This window comes from Streptomyces sp. NPDC017943, assembly GCF_044328425.1.
GTDB classification, from domain to species: Bacteria; Actinomycetota; Actinomycetes; order Streptomycetales; family Streptomycetaceae; genus Streptomyces; species Streptomyces djakartensis_A.
Genome location: NZ_JBIRHH010000012.1, coordinates 40,431 through 56,342, shown reverse-complemented (window position 1 = coordinate 56,342; position 15,912 = coordinate 40,431). Strand labels below are relative to the sequence as shown.

Annotated in this window: 16 protein-coding genes; 8 read left to right on the top strand and 8 right to left on the bottom strand. The window is 74.2% G+C overall.

What is annotated here, in order from left to right; all coding sequences use genetic code 11:
- Positions 1 to 5 precede the first annotated feature (5 nt).
- On the bottom strand, positions 6 to 968 hold the full coding sequence (locus ACH4C6_RS30860) for an endonuclease/exonuclease/phosphatase family protein (protein ID WP_398111942.1): 963 nt from the start codon (positions 966 to 968) through the stop codon (positions 6 to 8).
- A gap of 134 nt (positions 969 to 1,102) precedes the next feature.
- Between ACH4C6_RS30860 and ACH4C6_RS30855 the strand changes: the two genes are divergently transcribed.
- The 3 genes from ACH4C6_RS30855 (at position 1,103) to ACH4C6_RS30845 (ending at position 3,593) form a co-directional block, all read left to right on the top strand.
- Entirely contained in the window at positions 1,103 to 2,467 is a 1,365-nt protein-coding gene (locus ACH4C6_RS30855) for an amidohydrolase (protein ID WP_398111941.1), read from the top strand.
- A 98-nt stretch (positions 2,468 to 2,565) separates the two neighbouring features.
- On the top strand, positions 2,566 to 3,255 hold the full coding sequence (locus tag ACH4C6_RS30850) for a DUF899 domain-containing protein (RefSeq protein WP_398111940.1): 690 nt from the start codon (positions 2,566 to 2,568) through the stop codon (positions 3,253 to 3,255).
- A 155-nt stretch (positions 3,256 to 3,410) separates the two neighbouring features.
- Positions 3,411 to 3,593, top strand: coding sequence for a hypothetical protein (locus tag ACH4C6_RS30845; RefSeq protein WP_369196318.1), 183 nt, complete (start codon positions 3,411 to 3,413; stop codon positions 3,591 to 3,593).
- Positions 3,594 to 3,599: 6 nt separating this feature from the next.
- Here ACH4C6_RS30845 and ACH4C6_RS30840 read toward each other — a convergent pair whose 3' ends face one another.
- The 3 genes from ACH4C6_RS30840 to ACH4C6_RS30830 all read right to left on the bottom strand — a co-directional run bounded on the left by ACH4C6_RS30840 (position 3,600) and on the right by ACH4C6_RS30830 (position 7,296).
- Complete coding sequence (locus tag ACH4C6_RS30840; RefSeq protein WP_398112057.1) at positions 3,600 to 5,489, bottom strand: ABC transporter ATP-binding protein; 1,890 nt, start codon at positions 5,487 to 5,489, stop codon at positions 3,600 to 3,602.
- A gap of 605 nt (positions 5,490 to 6,094) precedes the next feature.
- Positions 6,095 to 6,529, bottom strand: a complete 435-nt coding sequence (locus tag ACH4C6_RS30835; protein WP_398111938.1) for a hypothetical protein — start codon at positions 6,527 to 6,529, stop codon at positions 6,095 to 6,097.
- Positions 6,526 to 7,296 (bottom strand): ATP-binding protein, encoded by a 771-nt coding sequence (locus tag ACH4C6_RS30830; protein WP_398111936.1) that lies wholly within the window; start codon positions 7,294 to 7,296, stop codon positions 6,526 to 6,528. The genes ACH4C6_RS30835 and ACH4C6_RS30830 overlap by 4 nt, the downstream gene beginning before the upstream one ends.
- Before the next feature lie 238 nt (positions 7,297 to 7,534).
- On the opposite strand from ACH4C6_RS30830, the gene ACH4C6_RS30825 reads away from it, so the two are divergent.
- The 3 genes from ACH4C6_RS30825 to ACH4C6_RS30815 all read left to right on the top strand — a co-directional run bounded on the left by ACH4C6_RS30825 (position 7,535) and on the right by ACH4C6_RS30815 (position 9,613).
- Positions 7,535 to 8,395, top strand: a complete 861-nt coding sequence (locus ACH4C6_RS30825; protein ID WP_398111935.1) for a helix-turn-helix transcriptional regulator — start codon at positions 7,535 to 7,537, stop codon at positions 8,393 to 8,395.
- Complete coding sequence (locus tag ACH4C6_RS30820) at positions 8,396 to 8,650, top strand: DUF397 domain-containing protein (RefSeq protein WP_030246665.1); 255 nt, start codon at positions 8,396 to 8,398, stop codon at positions 8,648 to 8,650. It begins immediately after the preceding gene.
- Between the two features lie 150 nt (positions 8,651 to 8,800).
- The gene (locus tag ACH4C6_RS30815) at positions 8,801 to 9,613 is read left to right on the top strand and encodes an SAM-dependent methyltransferase (RefSeq protein ID WP_398111934.1); all 813 of its coding nucleotides are present in this window, start codon (positions 8,801 to 8,803) and stop codon (positions 9,611 to 9,613) included.
- 491 nt (positions 9,614 to 10,104) lie between these two features.
- On the opposite strand, the gene ACH4C6_RS30810 is transcribed toward ACH4C6_RS30815, so the two are convergent.
- Positions 10,105 to 11,517 (bottom strand): PLP-dependent aminotransferase family protein, encoded by a 1,413-nt coding sequence (locus ACH4C6_RS30810; RefSeq protein WP_398111933.1) that lies wholly within the window; start codon positions 11,515 to 11,517, stop codon positions 10,105 to 10,107.
- Positions 11,518 to 11,563: 46 nt separating this feature from the next.
- On the opposite strand from ACH4C6_RS30810, the gene ACH4C6_RS30805 reads away from it, so the two are divergent.
- Positions 11,564 to 12,049: a carboxymuconolactone decarboxylase family protein gene (locus ACH4C6_RS30805; protein ID WP_398111932.1), complete on the top strand. Its 486-nt coding sequence runs from the start codon at positions 11,564 to 11,566 to the stop codon at positions 12,047 to 12,049.
- Between the two features lie 50 nt (positions 12,050 to 12,099).
- Here the strand turns inward: ACH4C6_RS30805 and ACH4C6_RS30800 are convergent, their stop codons facing one another.
- The 3 genes from ACH4C6_RS30800 to ACH4C6_RS30790 form a co-directional block, all read right to left on the bottom strand.
- Positions 12,100 to 13,590 (bottom strand): glutamate synthase subunit beta, encoded by a 1,491-nt coding sequence (locus tag ACH4C6_RS30800; protein WP_398111931.1) that lies wholly within the window; start codon positions 13,588 to 13,590, stop codon positions 12,100 to 12,102.
- A 105-nt stretch (positions 13,591 to 13,695) separates the two neighbouring features.
- A complete protein-coding gene (locus ACH4C6_RS30795) occupies positions 13,696 to 14,184 on the bottom strand; it encodes a DUF1772 domain-containing protein (protein ID WP_398111930.1) in 489 nt (162 codons plus the stop codon).
- Between the two features lie 199 nt (positions 14,185 to 14,383).
- A complete protein-coding gene (locus ACH4C6_RS30790) occupies positions 14,384 to 15,082 on the bottom strand; it encodes a DUF2293 domain-containing protein (RefSeq protein ID WP_398111929.1) in 699 nt (232 codons plus the stop codon).
- Between the two features lie 168 nt (positions 15,083 to 15,250).
- On the opposite strand from ACH4C6_RS30790, the gene ACH4C6_RS30785 reads away from it, so the two are divergent.
- Positions 15,251 to 15,892, top strand: coding sequence for a uridine kinase (locus ACH4C6_RS30785; protein ID WP_398111928.1), 642 nt, complete (start codon positions 15,251 to 15,253; stop codon positions 15,890 to 15,892).
- Positions 15,893 to 15,912: the final 20 nt, after the last annotated feature.

The following is a 15,912-nucleotide window of genomic DNA, read 5'->3' as shown; positions in this document are numbered from 1 at the left end:
GGCCCTCACCCGATCCGCACCCACACCGGCGCGTGGTCCGAGCCCGGCACACCCCGGCGGGTCGCCGGGTCCGGGCCGATCGACGGCAGGCCCGGCGGGCCCTCCTCCGGCAGTCCCGTGCCCGCCGCCGACGCCCGGCGGACCAGGCGGTGGCTCAGCAGCACATGGTCGATCAGCTCCCGGCGCCCGGAGTTCACGCGCGAGTAGCGCTGCCCGGGCGGGATGAGCGGGGCCACGTCCCACAGCCGTGTTGCGTCGCCCCGGTCGGGGCGGTCGTAGCCCGGGGTGCCGATCTCCGAGCCGGGCGGGCCCAGCAGGATCTGGGTCGTGGCCGCCTGCACCTCGTCGTTCAGGTCGCCGACCAGCGCCACGTCCCGCCCCTGCCCGTCCCCGGCCAGCAACTCGTCGGCCAGGGCGCGCAGCGCCGCCGCCTCGGCCGCCCGCCGGTACAGCGCGTACGCGCCGTAGCGGGCCCGTTCACCCTCGTCGCGCGGCTGGAAGCGGCCGTCCGGGTACGACAGCAGCTTGGACTTGAGGTGACAGACCGCCACCCGCAGCGACCCGCTCCCGGCGGACTCGCCCTCCCGGGCCTCCACGGCGAGGAAGCCCCGTCCCGCCGCGGTCACCGTCGTCCCCGCGTCGTCCACCTGCACGGGACGCAGCTCCGCCGGGAAGGAAGCCGTGTCCGCCACCACCGTCAGCGGCACGCGGCTGAGGAAGCCGACCCGTATGCCGCGGCTGTCGGCGTGATCCGACAGGGCGAGGTGCCAGTCGTCGTCCAGCATCCCCGTCAGGTCCTTCAGGGCCTCCGGGTCGCCGACCTCCTGCACGCCCAGCAGGGTGGGGTCGAGTTCCGTGATCACGGCGGCGAGCGCGGCGAGCTTCGCCTGGTAGGCGGCCTCGTCCTCGGGGCCGTACGGGCCGCCGGGGCGGTAGAGGTTCTCCAGGTTCCAGGTGCCGAGGAGCATGCCGGGCTCCTTTCCGAAGCCGACAGACGGGGTGGTGAGGCCAGGGTGCGCGCCCGGCCCGCCCCGCGACAGAGCCGTGACGGGATGCGCGGTTCGGCTCATGTCGCCCCACGACACAGTCGTACGTTGACGTGATGACGCCTTCTGCCGCGGACGGTCCCGCCGAGCTCATCATCAGCGCATGTACGGTCCTCGTGCACGACGATCAAGAGCGGATCGGGTTCGCCGAGGACGCCGCGATCGTCGTGCGCGACGGGCTCGTCGACGCCGTCACCACCGCCGCAGCGGTCGTGGACCTGCCCGCCGCCGAGCGCGTCGACGCCCGCGGCCAGGTCGCCCTGCCCGGGCTGATCAACTGCCACACGCACGCGCCGATGGTCGCCCTGCGCGGTCTCGCCGAGGACCTGCCGACCGAGGAGTGGTTCAACGACGTCGTGTGGCCGGTGGAGTCCAACCTCACCACCCGGGACGTGGAGTTGGGGGCGCGGCTGGCCTGCGCCGAGATGATCCGGGCCGGCGTCACCTGCTTCGCCGACCACTACTTCGCCATGGACGCCGTCGCCCGGGTCGTCGCGGAGTGCGGGATGCGCGCCCAGCTGGGAGAGGCCTTCTTCTCCTCGCAGGGGCCCGAAGGCCTGGCGCGTTCCCTGGAGTTCGCGCTGCGCCACCGCGGTGCGGCCGACGGGCGCATCACCACCGCCCTCGCGCCCCACGCCCCCTACACCGTCGACGACACCGACCTCGCCGCCACCGCCCGCCTCGCCCACGCACACGGCCTGCCCGTGCACCTGCACGCCGCCGAGAACCGCGACCAGACCGACACCAGCCTCGCCCGCCACGGCGTCACCCCGATCGAGGTGCTGCAACGCACCGGCATTCTCGACACCGACGTCCTCATCGCCCACGGCACCGGCATCACCGACCGCGACCTGCCCCTGCTGCGCCGGGCGGACGGACGTACGGCCGTCGCGAGCGCGCCGCGCGGGTACCTCAAGTTCGCCTGGCCCGGCACCACGCCCGTGCGGGCCCTGCGCGAGATCGGCGTCGACGTCGGACTCGCCACCGACGGGGCCGCCTCCAACAACTCCCTCGACGTGTGGGAGTCCATGGCCCTCACCTCGCTGCTCCAGAAGTCGGCCGAGGGCGACCCCCGCTGGCTGACCTCCCGTCAGGCCCTGCACCACGCGACGTCGCAGAGCGCCCGGGCCGTCGGCCTCGGGGACAGCGTGGGGGCCGTCGCACCGGGACGCCGGGCGGACATCGTCCTGGTGGACCTCACCGGCCCGCACACCCAGCCCGTCCACGACCTCGCCGCGACCCTCGTGCACAGCGCCCGCTCCGCCGACGTCCGCACCACGATCGTCGACGGCCGGATCCTGATGCGCGACCGGGAACTGCTGACGATCGACGTGCCGGAGGTCGTGCGGGAGCTGGGCGAGCGACTGCCCGCACTCGTCGAGCGCGGCCACGGCCGGCGCATCCAGCGCTACGACACCTGACCTTCCGTGGGTCCCGCGGAAAACGTCCCTCGGCGGCGATGAGTTCCGCCCGCGCGCCCGGTCTGCACGGGGGACGGACCGTTGTCACAGGAGGGCCCATGTCGCTTCCGGAGATCGTCTCGCGCGAACAGTGGCGCGCCGCGCGCGCCGACCTGCTGGTCCAGGAGAAGGCCGCGACCCGCGCGCGGGACGCGCTCAACGCCGAGCGGCGCAGACTGCCCATGGTGGAGGTCGCTCAGGAGTACGTCTTCGAGGGCGGCGACGGCAAGGCCACCCTGCTCGACCTGTTCGAGGGCCGGCCCCAGCTCGTGGTCTACCACTTCATGTTCGCGCCCGAGTGGGACGCGGGCTGCCGCAGCTGCTCCGCGTTCCTGGACCAGATCGGGCACCTCGCCCATCTGAAGGCGCGCGGTACGTCCTTCGCCGTCGTGTCCCGGGCGCCGTACCCGAAGATCCTTCCCTTCAAGGCGCGGATGGGCTGGACGCTGCCCTGGTACTCCTCGAACGGCAGCGACTTCAACCGGGACTTCGAGGTGACCCTGGAGCACGAGGGCGAGCCGGTCGAACGACCGGGCCTGAGCTGTTTCCTGCGCGACCGCGACCGCGTCTTCCACACCTATTCGACGTACGAGCGCGGCCTCGACGGGCTCGGCTCGACCACCAGCCTGCTGGACCTGACCGCGCTCGGCCGGCAGGAGGAGTGGGAGGAGCCCGAGGGACGCGCCTCGGCCTGCGGAGCGCCGGCGGGAACCGAGCGCGTCCGGTATCACGACGAGTACGACGACTGACACCCGCAGTGAGCAAATCAGCCAAGCGGCTGAGAACTTCCTCACACTTCACGGTGAACGCGTGTCGATAACGTCTCAGAACCGTCACTTCGCGAGCCGTTCACCCCATGGTTGGCGTTTAACTACACGAGTACAGCGCTACATGGAGGTGCAGGGTGAACGGGCGAACAGTGCTCGAGCGCTTCCCCGCCGGCGGACCGCGAGGCTCCTGGCCTGCGGAGGAGTTCGCGCAGGCGCGGCGTCTGGAGGGCATGCCCGCCGAGGTCGTGATGGACCTGGCCACGGACATGTTCCTGGTGATCGTCCGCAGGGGTGACGCCGCCGACGCCACCGCCTGAGGCGCGTCAGCCCGCCTTGGGTGCCGGCACCTTCCTCACCGGTGGCACCGCCGTGGCCGACGGGGAGAACTGCTCCGCCTGGAGCGCGTACAGCTCGGCGTAGAGCCCGCCCGTCGCCAGCAGCTCGTCCGGGGTGCCGGACTCCACCAGCCGGCCCTGGTCCAGGACGTGCACCAGGTCGGCGTGGCGCACCGACGCCAGCCGGTGCGTGATCAGCACGACCGTCTGGCCGCTGTCGGCCAGGGCGCGGATCCGCTCGAAGACCTCCAGCTCGGCCCGGGCGTCCAGGGCCGCCGTCGGCTCGTCCACGATCAGGATGCGGCCCCGGCGGTAGGCCGCCCGGGCGATGCCCAGCCGCTGCCACTGGCCGCCCGACAGCTCGTGCCCGCCGCTGAAGTTGCGGGCCAGCAGCGTGTCCAGCCCGCGGGGCAGGTCCGCCACCACGGGTTCCGCCCCGGCCTCGGCGATCGACGCCGCCAGCCGCTCCTCGCTCACCGGGGTGGAGGTGCGGCCGAGGGCGATGTTCACCCGGGCCGTGAACGGCCACCGCTTGAAGTCCTGCGCCACCATCGCGATCCGCTCGGCCAACCGGTGCCGGTCCGCGGTGGCCGCGTCCACGTCGTCCCACAGGATCCGGCCCCGGTCCGGCGTGTACAGCCCTGCCAGCAGCTTCACCAGCGTCGTCTTGCCCGAGCCGTTCTCCCCGACCAGGGCGACGATCCGGCCGAGCGGCAGGCTGAGCGACACGTCGTCCAGTGCGGGGCGGGCCGCGTCCCCCGGGTAGCGGAACGTGACGTTCTCGAAGCGGATCTCGCGGGGTTCCTCCGGCAGGGCCCGGCCGCCCTGCGGGATCGCCCGCTCGGCCGCCTCCGCGTACAGCCGGTGCAGGTCGCCGACGAACAGGGCCTCCTCGTGCAGCGCGTTCACCTCGATCACGAGCGTGTCGAGGCTCTGCGAGCCGGTGCGGATCGCGATCACCGCCGTCCCCGCCACGGACAGGGCCATCGCCCCGGCCAGCAGCAACCCGCCGAGCGTCGCGTACGTCGCCACGGTGGCGACCCCCGTCCACGCGGCCGCGAACAGCCCGGTCCGGGCGGCGAGCCGGGCCAGCCGGGCCTGCTCGGCCTCGGCCGTCTCCGACATCGCCCGGAAGTGCCTCAGCAGGAAGCCGCCCACCCCGTGCACCCGGATCTCGGGGGCCGCCTCCGGCTCGATGAGCAGGCTGCCCAGCAGCCGGCCCGCCCGGGCGTGCTGCACCCAGGCGTGGAAGGACTCGTAGCGCCGCCGGGCCAGGGTCAAGGCGCTCCAGGCGCTCGGCAGGGTCATCGTGACCAGCAGCGGCAGCAGGGCCGGGTGCAGCACGGTCAGCACACCCGCCGCCGCGATCAGGGAGATCATCGCGTTGATCACGCGCGTCCCGTAGGAGATCATCCGGCGGGCGGAGGCGGCGCCGTACTGGGCGGTGTCCAGCAGTTTGTGGAAGGCGTGGTCCTCGATCGCGGACAGCTCCACGGCGGCGGCCCGTTCCAGGTACCGCTCGGTCGCGACCCGCTCCACCTTCGGCTCAAGACGGCCGGTGGCGTAGGTGCTGGCCGCCCGCAGCAGGGCCGCGACCAGCATCACGGCGGCGACCGTGACCAGGGCCGGGGCGGCCCCGCGCAGCCGCTCGTCGACCGGGCCGCCGCCCATCAGCCGGGCCAGCACGCTGTTCACGGCGAGCAGGCTCACCGCCTGCGCCACGCCCCGGCCCGCCTCGGCGGCCAGGACCGTCCGCGCGGCACCGGGATCGGCCTGCCGGGCGAGCTGGAGGCTGGACGCCAGCAGGGACGGCAACCGCCGGATCATGGCGCGGAAGTCCAGCTCGAGGAACGCGTCGGCGTGCTGGCTCCAGCCCATGTCGTAGCGCAGCGGCCCGCCGAAGAGCAGCCGCTCCGACTCGGACACCTCCGGCGCGGTCCGCTTCTTCGCCACCGTCGACCGACCTCCCGTTCGTGGTCCGCTCGGGTCCGCGCAGGTTCGTGCGCGGGTGAACGGTCACTATCGCGGGGGCCGAGCGGGCCCGTGCAGGGCGCAGTCCGGGGCGCCGGAGGCGCGCGGGCGCACGGCCTCATGCCAGGAGGCACGGGGCGGCGCGGGGGGTGGGGGGTGGGGGTGTCCGGCGCAGCGGAGGCTGCGGGGTTCCGGCGGGTGCCGGGTGGTGGGGTGACGGGCGCAGCGGGGTCTCGGCGGTGCCGGCGGTGTCGGGCGGCAGGGGGTGTCTGGCTCGGCGGACGCTGCGGGGTGCCGGCGGTGTCGGGGCTGTCTGGCGCAGGGGGCGCTGCGGGGTGCCGGCGGTGCCGGGTGGTGGGGGTGGCTGGCGCCGCGGAGGCTGCGGGGTTCCGGCGGGTGCCGGGCAGCGGGCGTGACGGGCGCAGCGGGGTCTCGGCGGTGGCCGCGATGTAGGGCGGGTCTGGCGTAGCGGACGCTGCCGGGTGCCGGCGGTGTCGGGCGGCGGGCGGGTCCTACGCGCTGACCGGTCGCGACCAGGACGGAGCGGTGCCGGTCACGCGGCACAGCGCCAGGTACAGGGGGATCGGCGGGGTGTAGGGCAGGGTGCCCTCCGGGCGGTGGACCAGTTCGGGCAGCCGCCCGGCGTCGGGGACGACCGCACCCGTGGCGTACTGCGCCGGGGCGGGCCACTCCAGTGCCTGGTCGGAGTCGGCCGGCACCAGCCACCACCAGTGCGTCCCGTCGGCGTAGACACAGCCCACGCGCGGCAGACGGGTCATGACCCGGTGGCCGAGACGGGCGGGCATCGCGACCGCGTCGCAGCCGAGCGGGGCCGTCATGCCCTCCGGCACGGGCAGCCGCAGGACCGGGCCCGGCGCGCGCAGTCCGCGGCCGAGGCGGACCAGTGTGTCCAGGCTCAGCACGGGACCGCCGCGCGGGGCGCTCACGCCGGCCCCCGCTCCGTGCGGCGCTCCTGTGCGGGGACATCCCGGGCACCGGAGGTGCGGCGCGACGCCTGGGGGTCGGGGCCCTCCCCGTCCTCCGGGTCGCCGGAGGCGCCCCGCTTGGGGCGGGTGCCCCAGCCGAGGTCGTTGCGCGGTTCGTCACGGGGCGGAGCCGTGCGGTGGCGGTCGGGTTCGTCCCGGCCCGGGGCGTCCGCGGGGCCGTCCCGGTGGCCGGGCTCTCCCCAGCCGAGGTCGTTCCACGGCCCGGTGGGGTCGGTGGAGGGGTCCGCCTTGCGCGGCAGTTCGGCCCAGACCAGCAGTCCCGGGCCGTGCTCGTGCGCGCCCCAGGCATGACAGAGGGCGTCGACGAGAAGCAGTCCCCTCCCGTGCTCCTCCTCGGGCCGGGTACGGCTGGCGGCGTGGGGCTGGCCCGGGGCGCAGCCCTCGTCACGCACGGCTATGCGCACCAGGTCGTCGCCGTCGTGCAGCTCGCACACTATGTGGGTGCTCGCCGTGTGCACGATGGCGTTGGTGACCAGCTCGGAGACCACCAGGGCCGCGCTGTCGCACGTGTCCTCGCACACCGACCAGCCGGTCAGCCGGGCCCGCGTCAGGCGTCTGGCCTGAGCGGGGGAACCCGGATGTGCGGCCAGCTCGAAGCGGAACCGGCGCTGGGCAGCGGCCCCGAGGGGGTCTGCTCCGGCACCGAGGCCGGGAAGGCCTGCGGCGGCGTCTGTTCCTAAGGGCGCGGACGGAATCACGCTTGCCACTATCTCCCCGGCGTGAACACTTGGCAAGTGTCACTCTGAAAATTGCAGAGTGCTGTGTGACGGTCTGGAACGGCGTGGCACACTGCTCGCAACAGCACCCCGCGCGGCGCCAGTTGAGATCGTCGAAGATCCGTTCGAAAAACCTGTTCGAACATACTCTCCGACGGGTTCTCGAAGGGCGCCGCCGGGCTGTCAGCGTGCTCGAACGGCCGATTCGTCAACAGTGTGGAGGTGGGGCGTGAGCGAACCGCGGTCCGCACCGACGGTCGGCCAGGTCGTCCTCGGCCGGCGCCTGCTCGACCTGCGCGAACGCGCCGGGATGAAGCGCGAGGAGGCCGCCCGCATCCTGCGCGTCGCCCCCGCCACCGTCCGCCGGATGGAGATGGCCGAGGTCGCGCTCAAGATCCCGTACCTGCAGCTGCTGCTGAAGGCCTACGGAATCTCCGACGAGGAGGCCGAGGCCTTCGTCCTGCTGGCCGAGGAGGCCAACAAGCCCGGCTGGTGGCAGCGCTTCCACGACATCCTGCCCGGCTGGTTCTCGATGTACGTGAGCCTGGAGGGCGCGGCCAGCGTCATCCGCAGCTACGAGCCGCACTTCGTCCCCGGGCTGCTGCAGACCGAGGACTACGCGCGCGGCGTCCTGCGCTCCGGAGCCATCGGCCAGACCCGGCCCGAGGACATCGAGCGCCACGTCGACCTGCGCATGCAGCGCCAGGACCTGCTCACCCGCGAGGACGCGCCCCGGCTGTGGGTCGTGATGGACGAGACCGCCCTGCGGCGTCCGGTCGGCGGCCCCGAGGTGATGCGGGCCCAGATCGACCGGCTGCTCGAGGCCACGCACCTGCCGAACGTGACGCTGCAGGTGGCGCCGTTCGCCAGTGGTCCGCACCCGGGGACCTACGGGCCGTTCGTGCTGTTCCGGTTCGCCATGCCCGAACTGCCGGACATGGTCTACAGCGAGTACCTGACCGGCGCCGTCTACCTCGACGCGCGCCCGGAGGTGGCGACCCACCTCGAGGTCATGGACCGCATGGCGGCGCAGGCCGCCACGGCACATCGCACGAAGGAGATCCTCCGGGATCTCCGCAAGGAGCTGTGAATGGATCGCATCAAGCCGCGCAAACACGTCTACAACGGCATGCCCGCGCGCGACTTGGGCAGCGAAGGCTGGCACAAGCCGTGGAGCGGGGGGAACGGGGGGAACTGCCTGGAGGCGATGAAGCTCGCCGACGGCCGCATCGCCGTCCGCCAGTCCACCGACCCGGACGGGCCGGCGCTGATCTACACCACCGCCGAGATGACGGCCTTCATCGAGGGGGCGAAGGCGGGGGAGGCGGACTTCCTGCTGTCCTGACGCGACCGGCTCTGCTCCCGGTCGGTCCATCGCTGTCCGTGTTCCTCTCCGGCGCCTCTCTCGTGTCCCGTCCTCTGCTCCCTCTTGTTCCCTCTCGTGCTGAACAGCCGGTGCCGCATTGACCATCCTCTGTGCCTTATGGAGTGCCTCATGACCGGGCAGGACCCCACGTCGGCCACGCCGATCGACACCACCAGGCCGCATCCCGCGCGGATGTACGACTGGTACCTCGGCGGCAAGGACAACTACCCGGTCGACGAGGAGATGGGACGCCAGATGCTCACCCTCGACCCGAGGGTGCCGGTGATGGCGCGCGTCAACCGCGCCTTCATGCACCGGGCCACGCGCTGGCTCGCCGGCAAGGGTGTGCGCCAGTTCCTCGACATCGGCACGGGCATACCGACCGAGCCGAACCTCCACCAGGTCGCCCAGCGGGTCGCGCCCGACGCCCGGGTCGTCTACTGCGACAACGACCCCATCGTCCTCGCGCACGCGGCGGCGCTGCTGCGCGGCACGGACGAGGGGACGACCGAGTACCTCCAGGCCGACGTCCGCGACCCGGACGCCATCCTGGAGGGCGCCCGGAAGGTCCTGGACCTGACCCGGCCCGTCGCCCTGTCGCTGATCGCGCTGCTGCACTTCGTCCCCGACGAGGACGGCGCGCACGAGCTGGTCGGCCGGCTGCTCGCCGCGCTGCCCTCCGGCAGCCACCTGGTGATGACCCACGCCACCTCCGACTTCACGCCGGAGGAGTCCGCGGCCGCCACCGAGAAGCTGCGCGCCGCCGGTGTCACCCTCGCCCTGCGCAGCCGGGAGGAGTTCACCCGCTTCTTCGACGGTCTCGAACTCGTCGAGCCCGGCATCGAGGTCCCGCACCTGTGGCACCCCGAGCTGGGCGAGCCCGTGCCCGGGCAGGACGACGGGATCATCCCGGGCTACGGGGCGGTGGCGCGCAAGCCGTAGCCGGGGCGCGGGCGACCGCGTCGGGGCGGCGGGCGGGCGCGCCGGTTGGGCGGGGCATGGAGGGGCGATGCACGCCGCATGGCCTGGTCACGGCGGGGCGGCGGTGCGCGCCGCACGGACCGGTCACGGAGGGCAGCGGTGCACGCCGCACCGGCCGGTCACGGCGACGGGAGTGCACGCCGCACGGGCGGGTCGCGGCAGCGGCGGTGCTCGCCGCACGCACCGTCACAGCGTGGGGGCCGTGCGGGCCGCACGGGCCGGTCACGGCGATCGCAGTGCACGGGCACGGGCGGGTCATGGCGGCGGCAGTGCACGCCGCGCCCGCCGGTCACGCTGGCGGCGCCACGCCGCCCCGCCCCGGTCACAGGGGCGGGAGTGCGCGTACGAGCTGTTCACGGCGGGGGAGTGCCCGCACAAGGGCGGGTCACGGCGGCGCGGCATGCGCGTGCGGGGGCGGGAATGGCGGCGGCTGCACGCCGCCCGTAGACCGGTCACGGCGGCGGCAGGGCGCCGCACAGTGCCTCCAGGGCCGCTCCGTAGGCGTGTTCGGAAGGCGTCGCGTAGCCGACGACCAGGCCGTCGGTCGCCGGCATGTCCGTCTCCGGGTGCCGGAACGCGGCCAGACCGTCGAGGGCGACGCCCTGCCACGCGGCCGCCTTGACGGCGGACGCCTCGCTCCCGGGTGGCAGGCGCAGCACCGCGTGCAGCCCCGCGGCGACGCCGGTGACCTCGATGTGCGGCGCCTGCCCGGCGAGCGCCGCGACGAGCCGGTCCCGGCGGCGGCGGTATCGCTGCCGCATCCGCCGGACATGCCGGTCGTAGGCGCCCGACGCGATGAAGTCCGCCAGGCACAGCTGGTCCAGGACACTAGCCCACGCCTCGCGCTCCCCCTTCGCCGCCAGGACGGCGTCGACCAGCCGCTCCGGGAGCACCATCCAGCCGAGCCGGACCGCCGGAGACAGGCTCTTGCTGACCGAACCGAGGTGGATCACACGCTCCGGGTCGAGGCCCTGCACCGCGCCGACCGGCTTGCGGTCGTACCGGAACTCGCCGTCGTAGTCGTCCTCCAGGACCAGCCCGCCACGCGTGCGTGCCCAGTCGATCACGGCGGCCCGGCGCGCGGCGTGCAGCGGCCCGCCGGTCGGGAACTGGTGCGCCGGCGTGAGCAGCACAGCCCGCTCGCGCCCCAGCCGGTCCACCCGGGCGCCGTCCTCGTCGAGCGGGAGCGGCACCGTGCGCACCCCGGCCGCGGCCAGCACCTCCCGGTGGAACCCGAGCCCGTACGCCTCCACGGCCAGCGGCCCGCGCAGGACGCCCCCGCCGAACAGCAGCCGCAACGCGTGCGCGAAACCCGAGCAGATCACGATCCTGCCGGGCTCCGTGCGCACACCACGCGCGCGTGCCAGGTACTCGGCGAGCGCCTCCCGCAGCTCGGCACGCCCCGCGGGGTCACCCGGGCCGAACACCTCGCCGGGCGCCCGCTGCAGGGCCCGCCGGTAGGAGGCGAGCCAGGCGGTGCGCGGGAACGCGGAACTGTCCGGGCTGCCCTGGCGCAGGTCGTGCCGGGGGCCCTGGGCGCGGTGCGGCGCCTTCTTCGGCGTGCGCGCGGTGGGCCGCAGCGGCTCGGCACGCTCCGCGACCCGCGTCCCCGACCCCTGCCGGGCGGTCAGCCAGCCCTCGGCGACCAGCTCGGCGTAGGCGTCCGCGACCGTGTTCCGGGCGACACCGAGGTCCGCCGCGAGCGAGCGGTACGGCGGCAGCCGCGTGCCCGGGGCCAGCCGCCCGTCACGCACCGCGTCCCGCAGCGCACGGGTCAGCGCCGCGCGCCGGCCGCCCGGCCCGGTCAGCTCGAGGTGCAGGTCCGACCCGACCGGCTCCGCCCGATTGACCCATGAATCCATCACGGGAATGCACCCTACAGCCGGTCTTTGCGGCCCATAGCCTGAACGCATGACGACGAAACCCGGCACGACCACCACCGAAGTCGCCACTCTCCGGCCCGAGTTCGCCAAGAACGCGCCCAAGGCCTTCCGGGCGCTCATCGCGTTCGACGCCGCCGCCCGGGAAGGGCTCGACCCCGCCCTCGTCGAACTGATCCAGATCCGCGCCTCGCACCTCAACCACTGCGCGTACTGCCTCCACATGCACACCAACGACGCCCGCAAGGCCGGCGAGAGCGAGGACCGGCTGCACATGGTCGCCGTGTGGCGCGAGGCCCGCCCCTTCTTCACCGAACGCGAGCAGGCGGCCCTCGCCCTGACGGACGCGGTGACGCGCGTGGCCGACGCGGGCGTCCCCGACGACGTCCACAACGAGGCCGCGGCTCACTTCGACGAGCGGGAACTGTCCCAGATCCTCGCCCTGATCTGCGCGATCAACACCTGGAACCGGGTGGCCCTGGCCACCAGGAAGGCAGCGGGCACGGACGAGCGGTGAGCGGGGGCCGGCGGGGGAGCAAGGCCCGTGGGGGCGGGGGAGCGGGGGGTTCAGACCGACATGGGCCGGTCGTACGGCCCGATCGGAGCCGGCAGGACCGAAGCACCCGTCAGATGACGGTCCACGGCAGCCGCCACCGCCCGCCCCTCGGCGATCGCCCAGACGATGAGCGACTGCCCCCGGGCCGCGTCACCCGCGGCGAACACACCGGGCACGTTGGTGGCGAACTCCGCGTCCCGCGCGATCGTGCCGCGCGGCTCCAGCTCCAGTCCCAGCTGGTCGACGAGGCCGTCGTGCCGGTCCGGGCCGGTGAAGCCGAGGGCGAGCAGCACCAGGTCGGCGGGGAGCGAACGCTCCGTGCCGTCCACCGGGCGGCGCCGCGCGTCCACCTCGACCAGATGCAGCGCGCGTACCCGCCCGCTGCCGTCGCCCTCGAAGCGCAGGGTGGACGCCGCGAACAGCCGGGCGTCCGCGTCCGCCAGCGGAGCGGTGCGCAGGTCACGGGCCTCCTCGTGCGCCGCGGACAGCCGGTAGAGCCGCACCGGGTACGTCGGCCACGGCTCGCCGTCCTCGTCGCGCTCCCGCTCCGGCAGGGCGTAGATGTCCAGCTGCGTCACCGACGCGGCAGCCTCCCGCACGGCGGTGCCCAGGCAGTCGGCGCCCGTGTCACCACCGCCCACGATGACGACGTGCCGTCCGGCCGCCGACAGCGGGGACGCCGCCAGGTCCCCCTCGCGCACCCGGTTGGACAGCGGCAGGTACTCCATCGCCTGGCAGACACCCGTCAGTTCCCTTCCCGGGACGGGCAGTTCGCGCCACGCCGTCGCTCCCGTGGCGACGACCACGGCGTCGTAACGCGTCCGGAGCTCGTCCGCGCCGATGTCCCGCCCCACCGAGGTCGACGTACGGAACTTGGTCCCCTCGGCCCGCATCTGCTCCAGCCGCCGCTCCAGATGGTGCTTCTCCATCTTGAACTCGGGGATGCCGTACCGCATCAGGCCACCCAGCCGGTCGTCGCGCTCGTACACCGCCACCGTGTGCCCGGCCCGGGTCAGCTGCTGGGCCGCGGCCAGGCCCGTCGGGCCCGAGCCGATCACCGCCACCGTCCTGCCGGACAACCGCTCCGGCGGCCTCGGCGGCGCGAAGCCCTCCTCCCAGGCCCGGTCGGCGATCGCGCACTCGACGTTCTTGATCGTGACGGCCGGCTGGTTGATCGCCAGCACGCAGCCCGCCTCGCACGGCGCGGGACACAACCGCCCGGTGAACTCGGGGAAGTTGTTCGTCGCGTGCAGCCGGTCCGCGGCCGCCCGCCAGTCCCCCCGCGCCACCAGGTCGTTCCAGTCCGGGATCAGGTTGCCCAGCGGGCAGGCGTCGTGGCAGAAGGGGATGCCGCAGTCCATGCACCGGCCGGCCTGCCCGCCGACGATCGGCAGCAGCGCTCCGGGGACGTACACCTCGTCCCAGTCCCGCACCCGTTCCTCCACCGGCCTGCGCGGCCAGTCCTGCCGGGGCGTGGTCAGGAAACCCTTGGGATCGGCCATGGCCGTCTTCCTTGCGTGTGCGGGTGACGGGCCGTGCGTCGTCGGGCGGCGCTCCTTTCGCCACGATACGTCCGCGTCCGCCCCGGTGCCCGCCGCCGCGTGCGCTCAGGTCAGGGCCAGCACGTACGACAGGGTTGCTCCCGCCGAGGCGAGGGTGCGCAGGTGGTTCCACCGCGTCCACTCGCGCACGTAGACCGGCCAGTACGCCGCCGCCCGGGGCGACCCGGGTTCGAGGCGGGCCAGCGCGTCGTTGCGCGGCACGTTCGCCGCCACGGTGAGCCCGAACGAGCCGAACAGATACAGCGCGCTGCCCACCAGCGCCTCCACCGCTCCCCGCTCCGGCCGCAGCACGAGGGTCACGACGGCGATCACCGCGCACAGCACGGCCGTGCCGAGGAACACGATCATGAAGGGCGGTCGCACCGCCGCCCTGTTGATCGCCTGCATCGCCGCGGCTCCCCGCTCCGGTGGAAGGGCCGCGAGACCCCGCATGACGAAGGTCGAGAAGCCGCAGAACACCCCGGCCACCAGACCCGTCCCCAGCACTCCCAGCACTCCCAGCATCGTCAGCGCGGCGTGCGGTCCGTCGATCATGTCCTCTCCCACCCGTCGGGGCGGATGCCGTCCGCCCGCTCCGCCCGCACATTAGTGAAGGGCCTGACGGCTCCCGGGGCCATGGCCGAGCGGCACAGAGCCATGCGCGAGCGTCCATCACCCGATGACTTCCCGGTGGCCGAGGGGCCGGGTGGTCTCGTCCTTCGTCCCGGCGAACGCCGGGGCGGGAGGGCCGTCCTCACCCCGCCGAGCCCAGCCCCGCTCCTGACCAGCTCCGCAACACCGTCCGCACCGCCGGGGCGATCCGCCGCCGGGCCTCCTGCCGCGGCACCCCACTCATCAGCAGCCGGTCGTACGGCGTGTCGAGATGCCGCACGGAGGCCACGACCGCCGCCGTCACCGCCTCCTCCGACAACGCCCGCCCCGCCGCACTGCGGCCCACCCGGCCGCTGCCCCGCTCCGAGGCGTGCGCGGCGACGGCCAGGGCCCGCTCGGCCGGGCACCCGGGGAACAGCCGCAGTATCTCCGCCGCGAACGCCCGCGCGAACAACGCGTCCTGGGCCGCCCGTCGCCGCGCGTCCCGCGTGCGGCGCCGACGCCGGGCCTCGGCGTCCGCGAGGCACCGCTGCTCGGCCCGGGCGAGCGCCGCCTCCTCGACCAGGACACCCTGCCGCTCGTAACGGTCCTTGCGGCGGTTGAACCGCACCACCACCGCCGACAGCGAACTCTCCTCCCGGGCCCGGCGCGTCAGCGCGGTGTCGCCGCTCGGCAGGAACACCAGATGCCCGAGGTCGGCGCAGTCGAGACAGCGCGGAGCACCCTCCTCGAGGGCGAGCAGCGGCAGGGGGCCGCGCCGGCACTCGGCGCAGTACCGCCGCTCGAGCGGCTGGTAGGCGACCAGTCCGCCGAGGGGTGGGAGCGTCACGCCGGGGACCATGAGGAGTTCATTCCCTCTGACGCGGTGCCCACCACGTCCACGGCACGAGACCCGCCCGATCAGGGAGCGGGACCGGGCCGCCGCCCTCCCGGCCGCCCCTCGAGCCCTCCCGCTCGCGCGGGGGCCAGTGATGTTCGCGCCGCCTCCCCTGTCGCTTCCTGACGCATCATGGGCCGTGTGCGACTCGAAGCGATCACCTGGGACCGGCTCGGCAACCTGCTCGCCGAGCGCCTGCTCGAACTGAAGCCCGCCGACGGCAGTCCCTGGCCTCGTGTCGCCTTCGACGGCGCCCCCGCCGCCCGCCCCGGCGACCTCGCCCGGCGCGTCGGGGAGGCGCTGCGCGTACGCGGCCGTCCCTCGCTCGTCGTCGGCACGGAGGGCTTCCTGCGCCCCGCTTCCGTGCGTCTGGAGTACGGCCACCGGGACGTGGAGGCCTACTACGGCGGCTGGTACGACACCGGCGCCCTGTGGCGCGAGGTGTTCGGCCCCCTCGAAGCCGAGGGCGACGGGCGGGTCCTGCCCGACCTGTGGGACCCGGCGACCGACCGCGCCACGCGCACCCCCTACGTCCAACTCCCGCCCGGCGGCGTCCTGCTGCTGCACGGTCCCTTCCTCCTTCGGCACTGGTTCCCCTTCGATCTCAGCGTCCACGTCCTCCTCTCCCCGGGCGCCCTGCGCCGCCGTACACCCGAGGACGAGCACTGGACCCTCCCGGCCTTCGAGCGCTACGAGCAGGAGACCGACCCGGTCCACACGGCCGACGTCCTGGTGAGGGCGGACGACCCACGGCACCCCGCGTGGGGCGGCTGAGCGGATCCGGCCGACCGCGG

Coding starts and splice junctions, on each gene's coding strand:
- ACH4C6_RS30860 (WP_398111942.1), bottom strand. CDS start 968: ATGCTCCTCGGCACCTGGAACCTGGAGAACCTCTACCGCCCCGGCGGC.
- ACH4C6_RS30855 (WP_398111941.1), top strand. CDS start 1,103: ATGACGCCTTCTGCCGCGGACGGTCCCGCCGAGCTCATCATCAGCGCA.
- ACH4C6_RS30850 (WP_398111940.1), top strand. CDS start 2,566: ATGTCGCTTCCGGAGATCGTCTCGCGCGAACAGTGGCGCGCCGCGCGC.
- ACH4C6_RS30840 (WP_398112057.1), bottom strand. CDS start 5,489: ATGGGCTGGAGCCAGCACGCCGACGCGTTCCTCGAGCTGGACTTCCGC.
- ACH4C6_RS30820 (WP_030246665.1), top strand. CDS start 8,396: ATGGATCGCATCAAGCCGCGCAAACACGTCTACAACGGCATGCCCGCG.
- ACH4C6_RS30815 (WP_398111934.1), top strand. CDS start 8,801: ATGACCGGGCAGGACCCCACGTCGGCCACGCCGATCGACACCACCAGG.
- ACH4C6_RS30805 (WP_398111932.1), top strand. CDS start 11,564: ATGACGACGAAACCCGGCACGACCACCACCGAAGTCGCCACTCTCCGG.
- ACH4C6_RS30800 (WP_398111931.1), bottom strand. CDS start 13,590: ATGGCCGATCCCAAGGGTTTCCTGACCACGCCCCGGCAGGACTGGCCG.
- ACH4C6_RS30795 (WP_398111930.1), bottom strand. CDS start 14,184: ATGATCGACGGACCGCACGCCGCGCTGACGATGCTGGGAGTGCTGGGA.
- ACH4C6_RS30790 (WP_398111929.1), bottom strand. CDS start 15,082: ATGGTCCCCGGCGTGACGCTCCCACCCCTCGGCGGACTGGTCGCCTAC.
- ACH4C6_RS30785 (WP_398111928.1), top strand. CDS start 15,251: ATGGGCCGTGTGCGACTCGAAGCGATCACCTGGGACCGGCTCGGCAAC.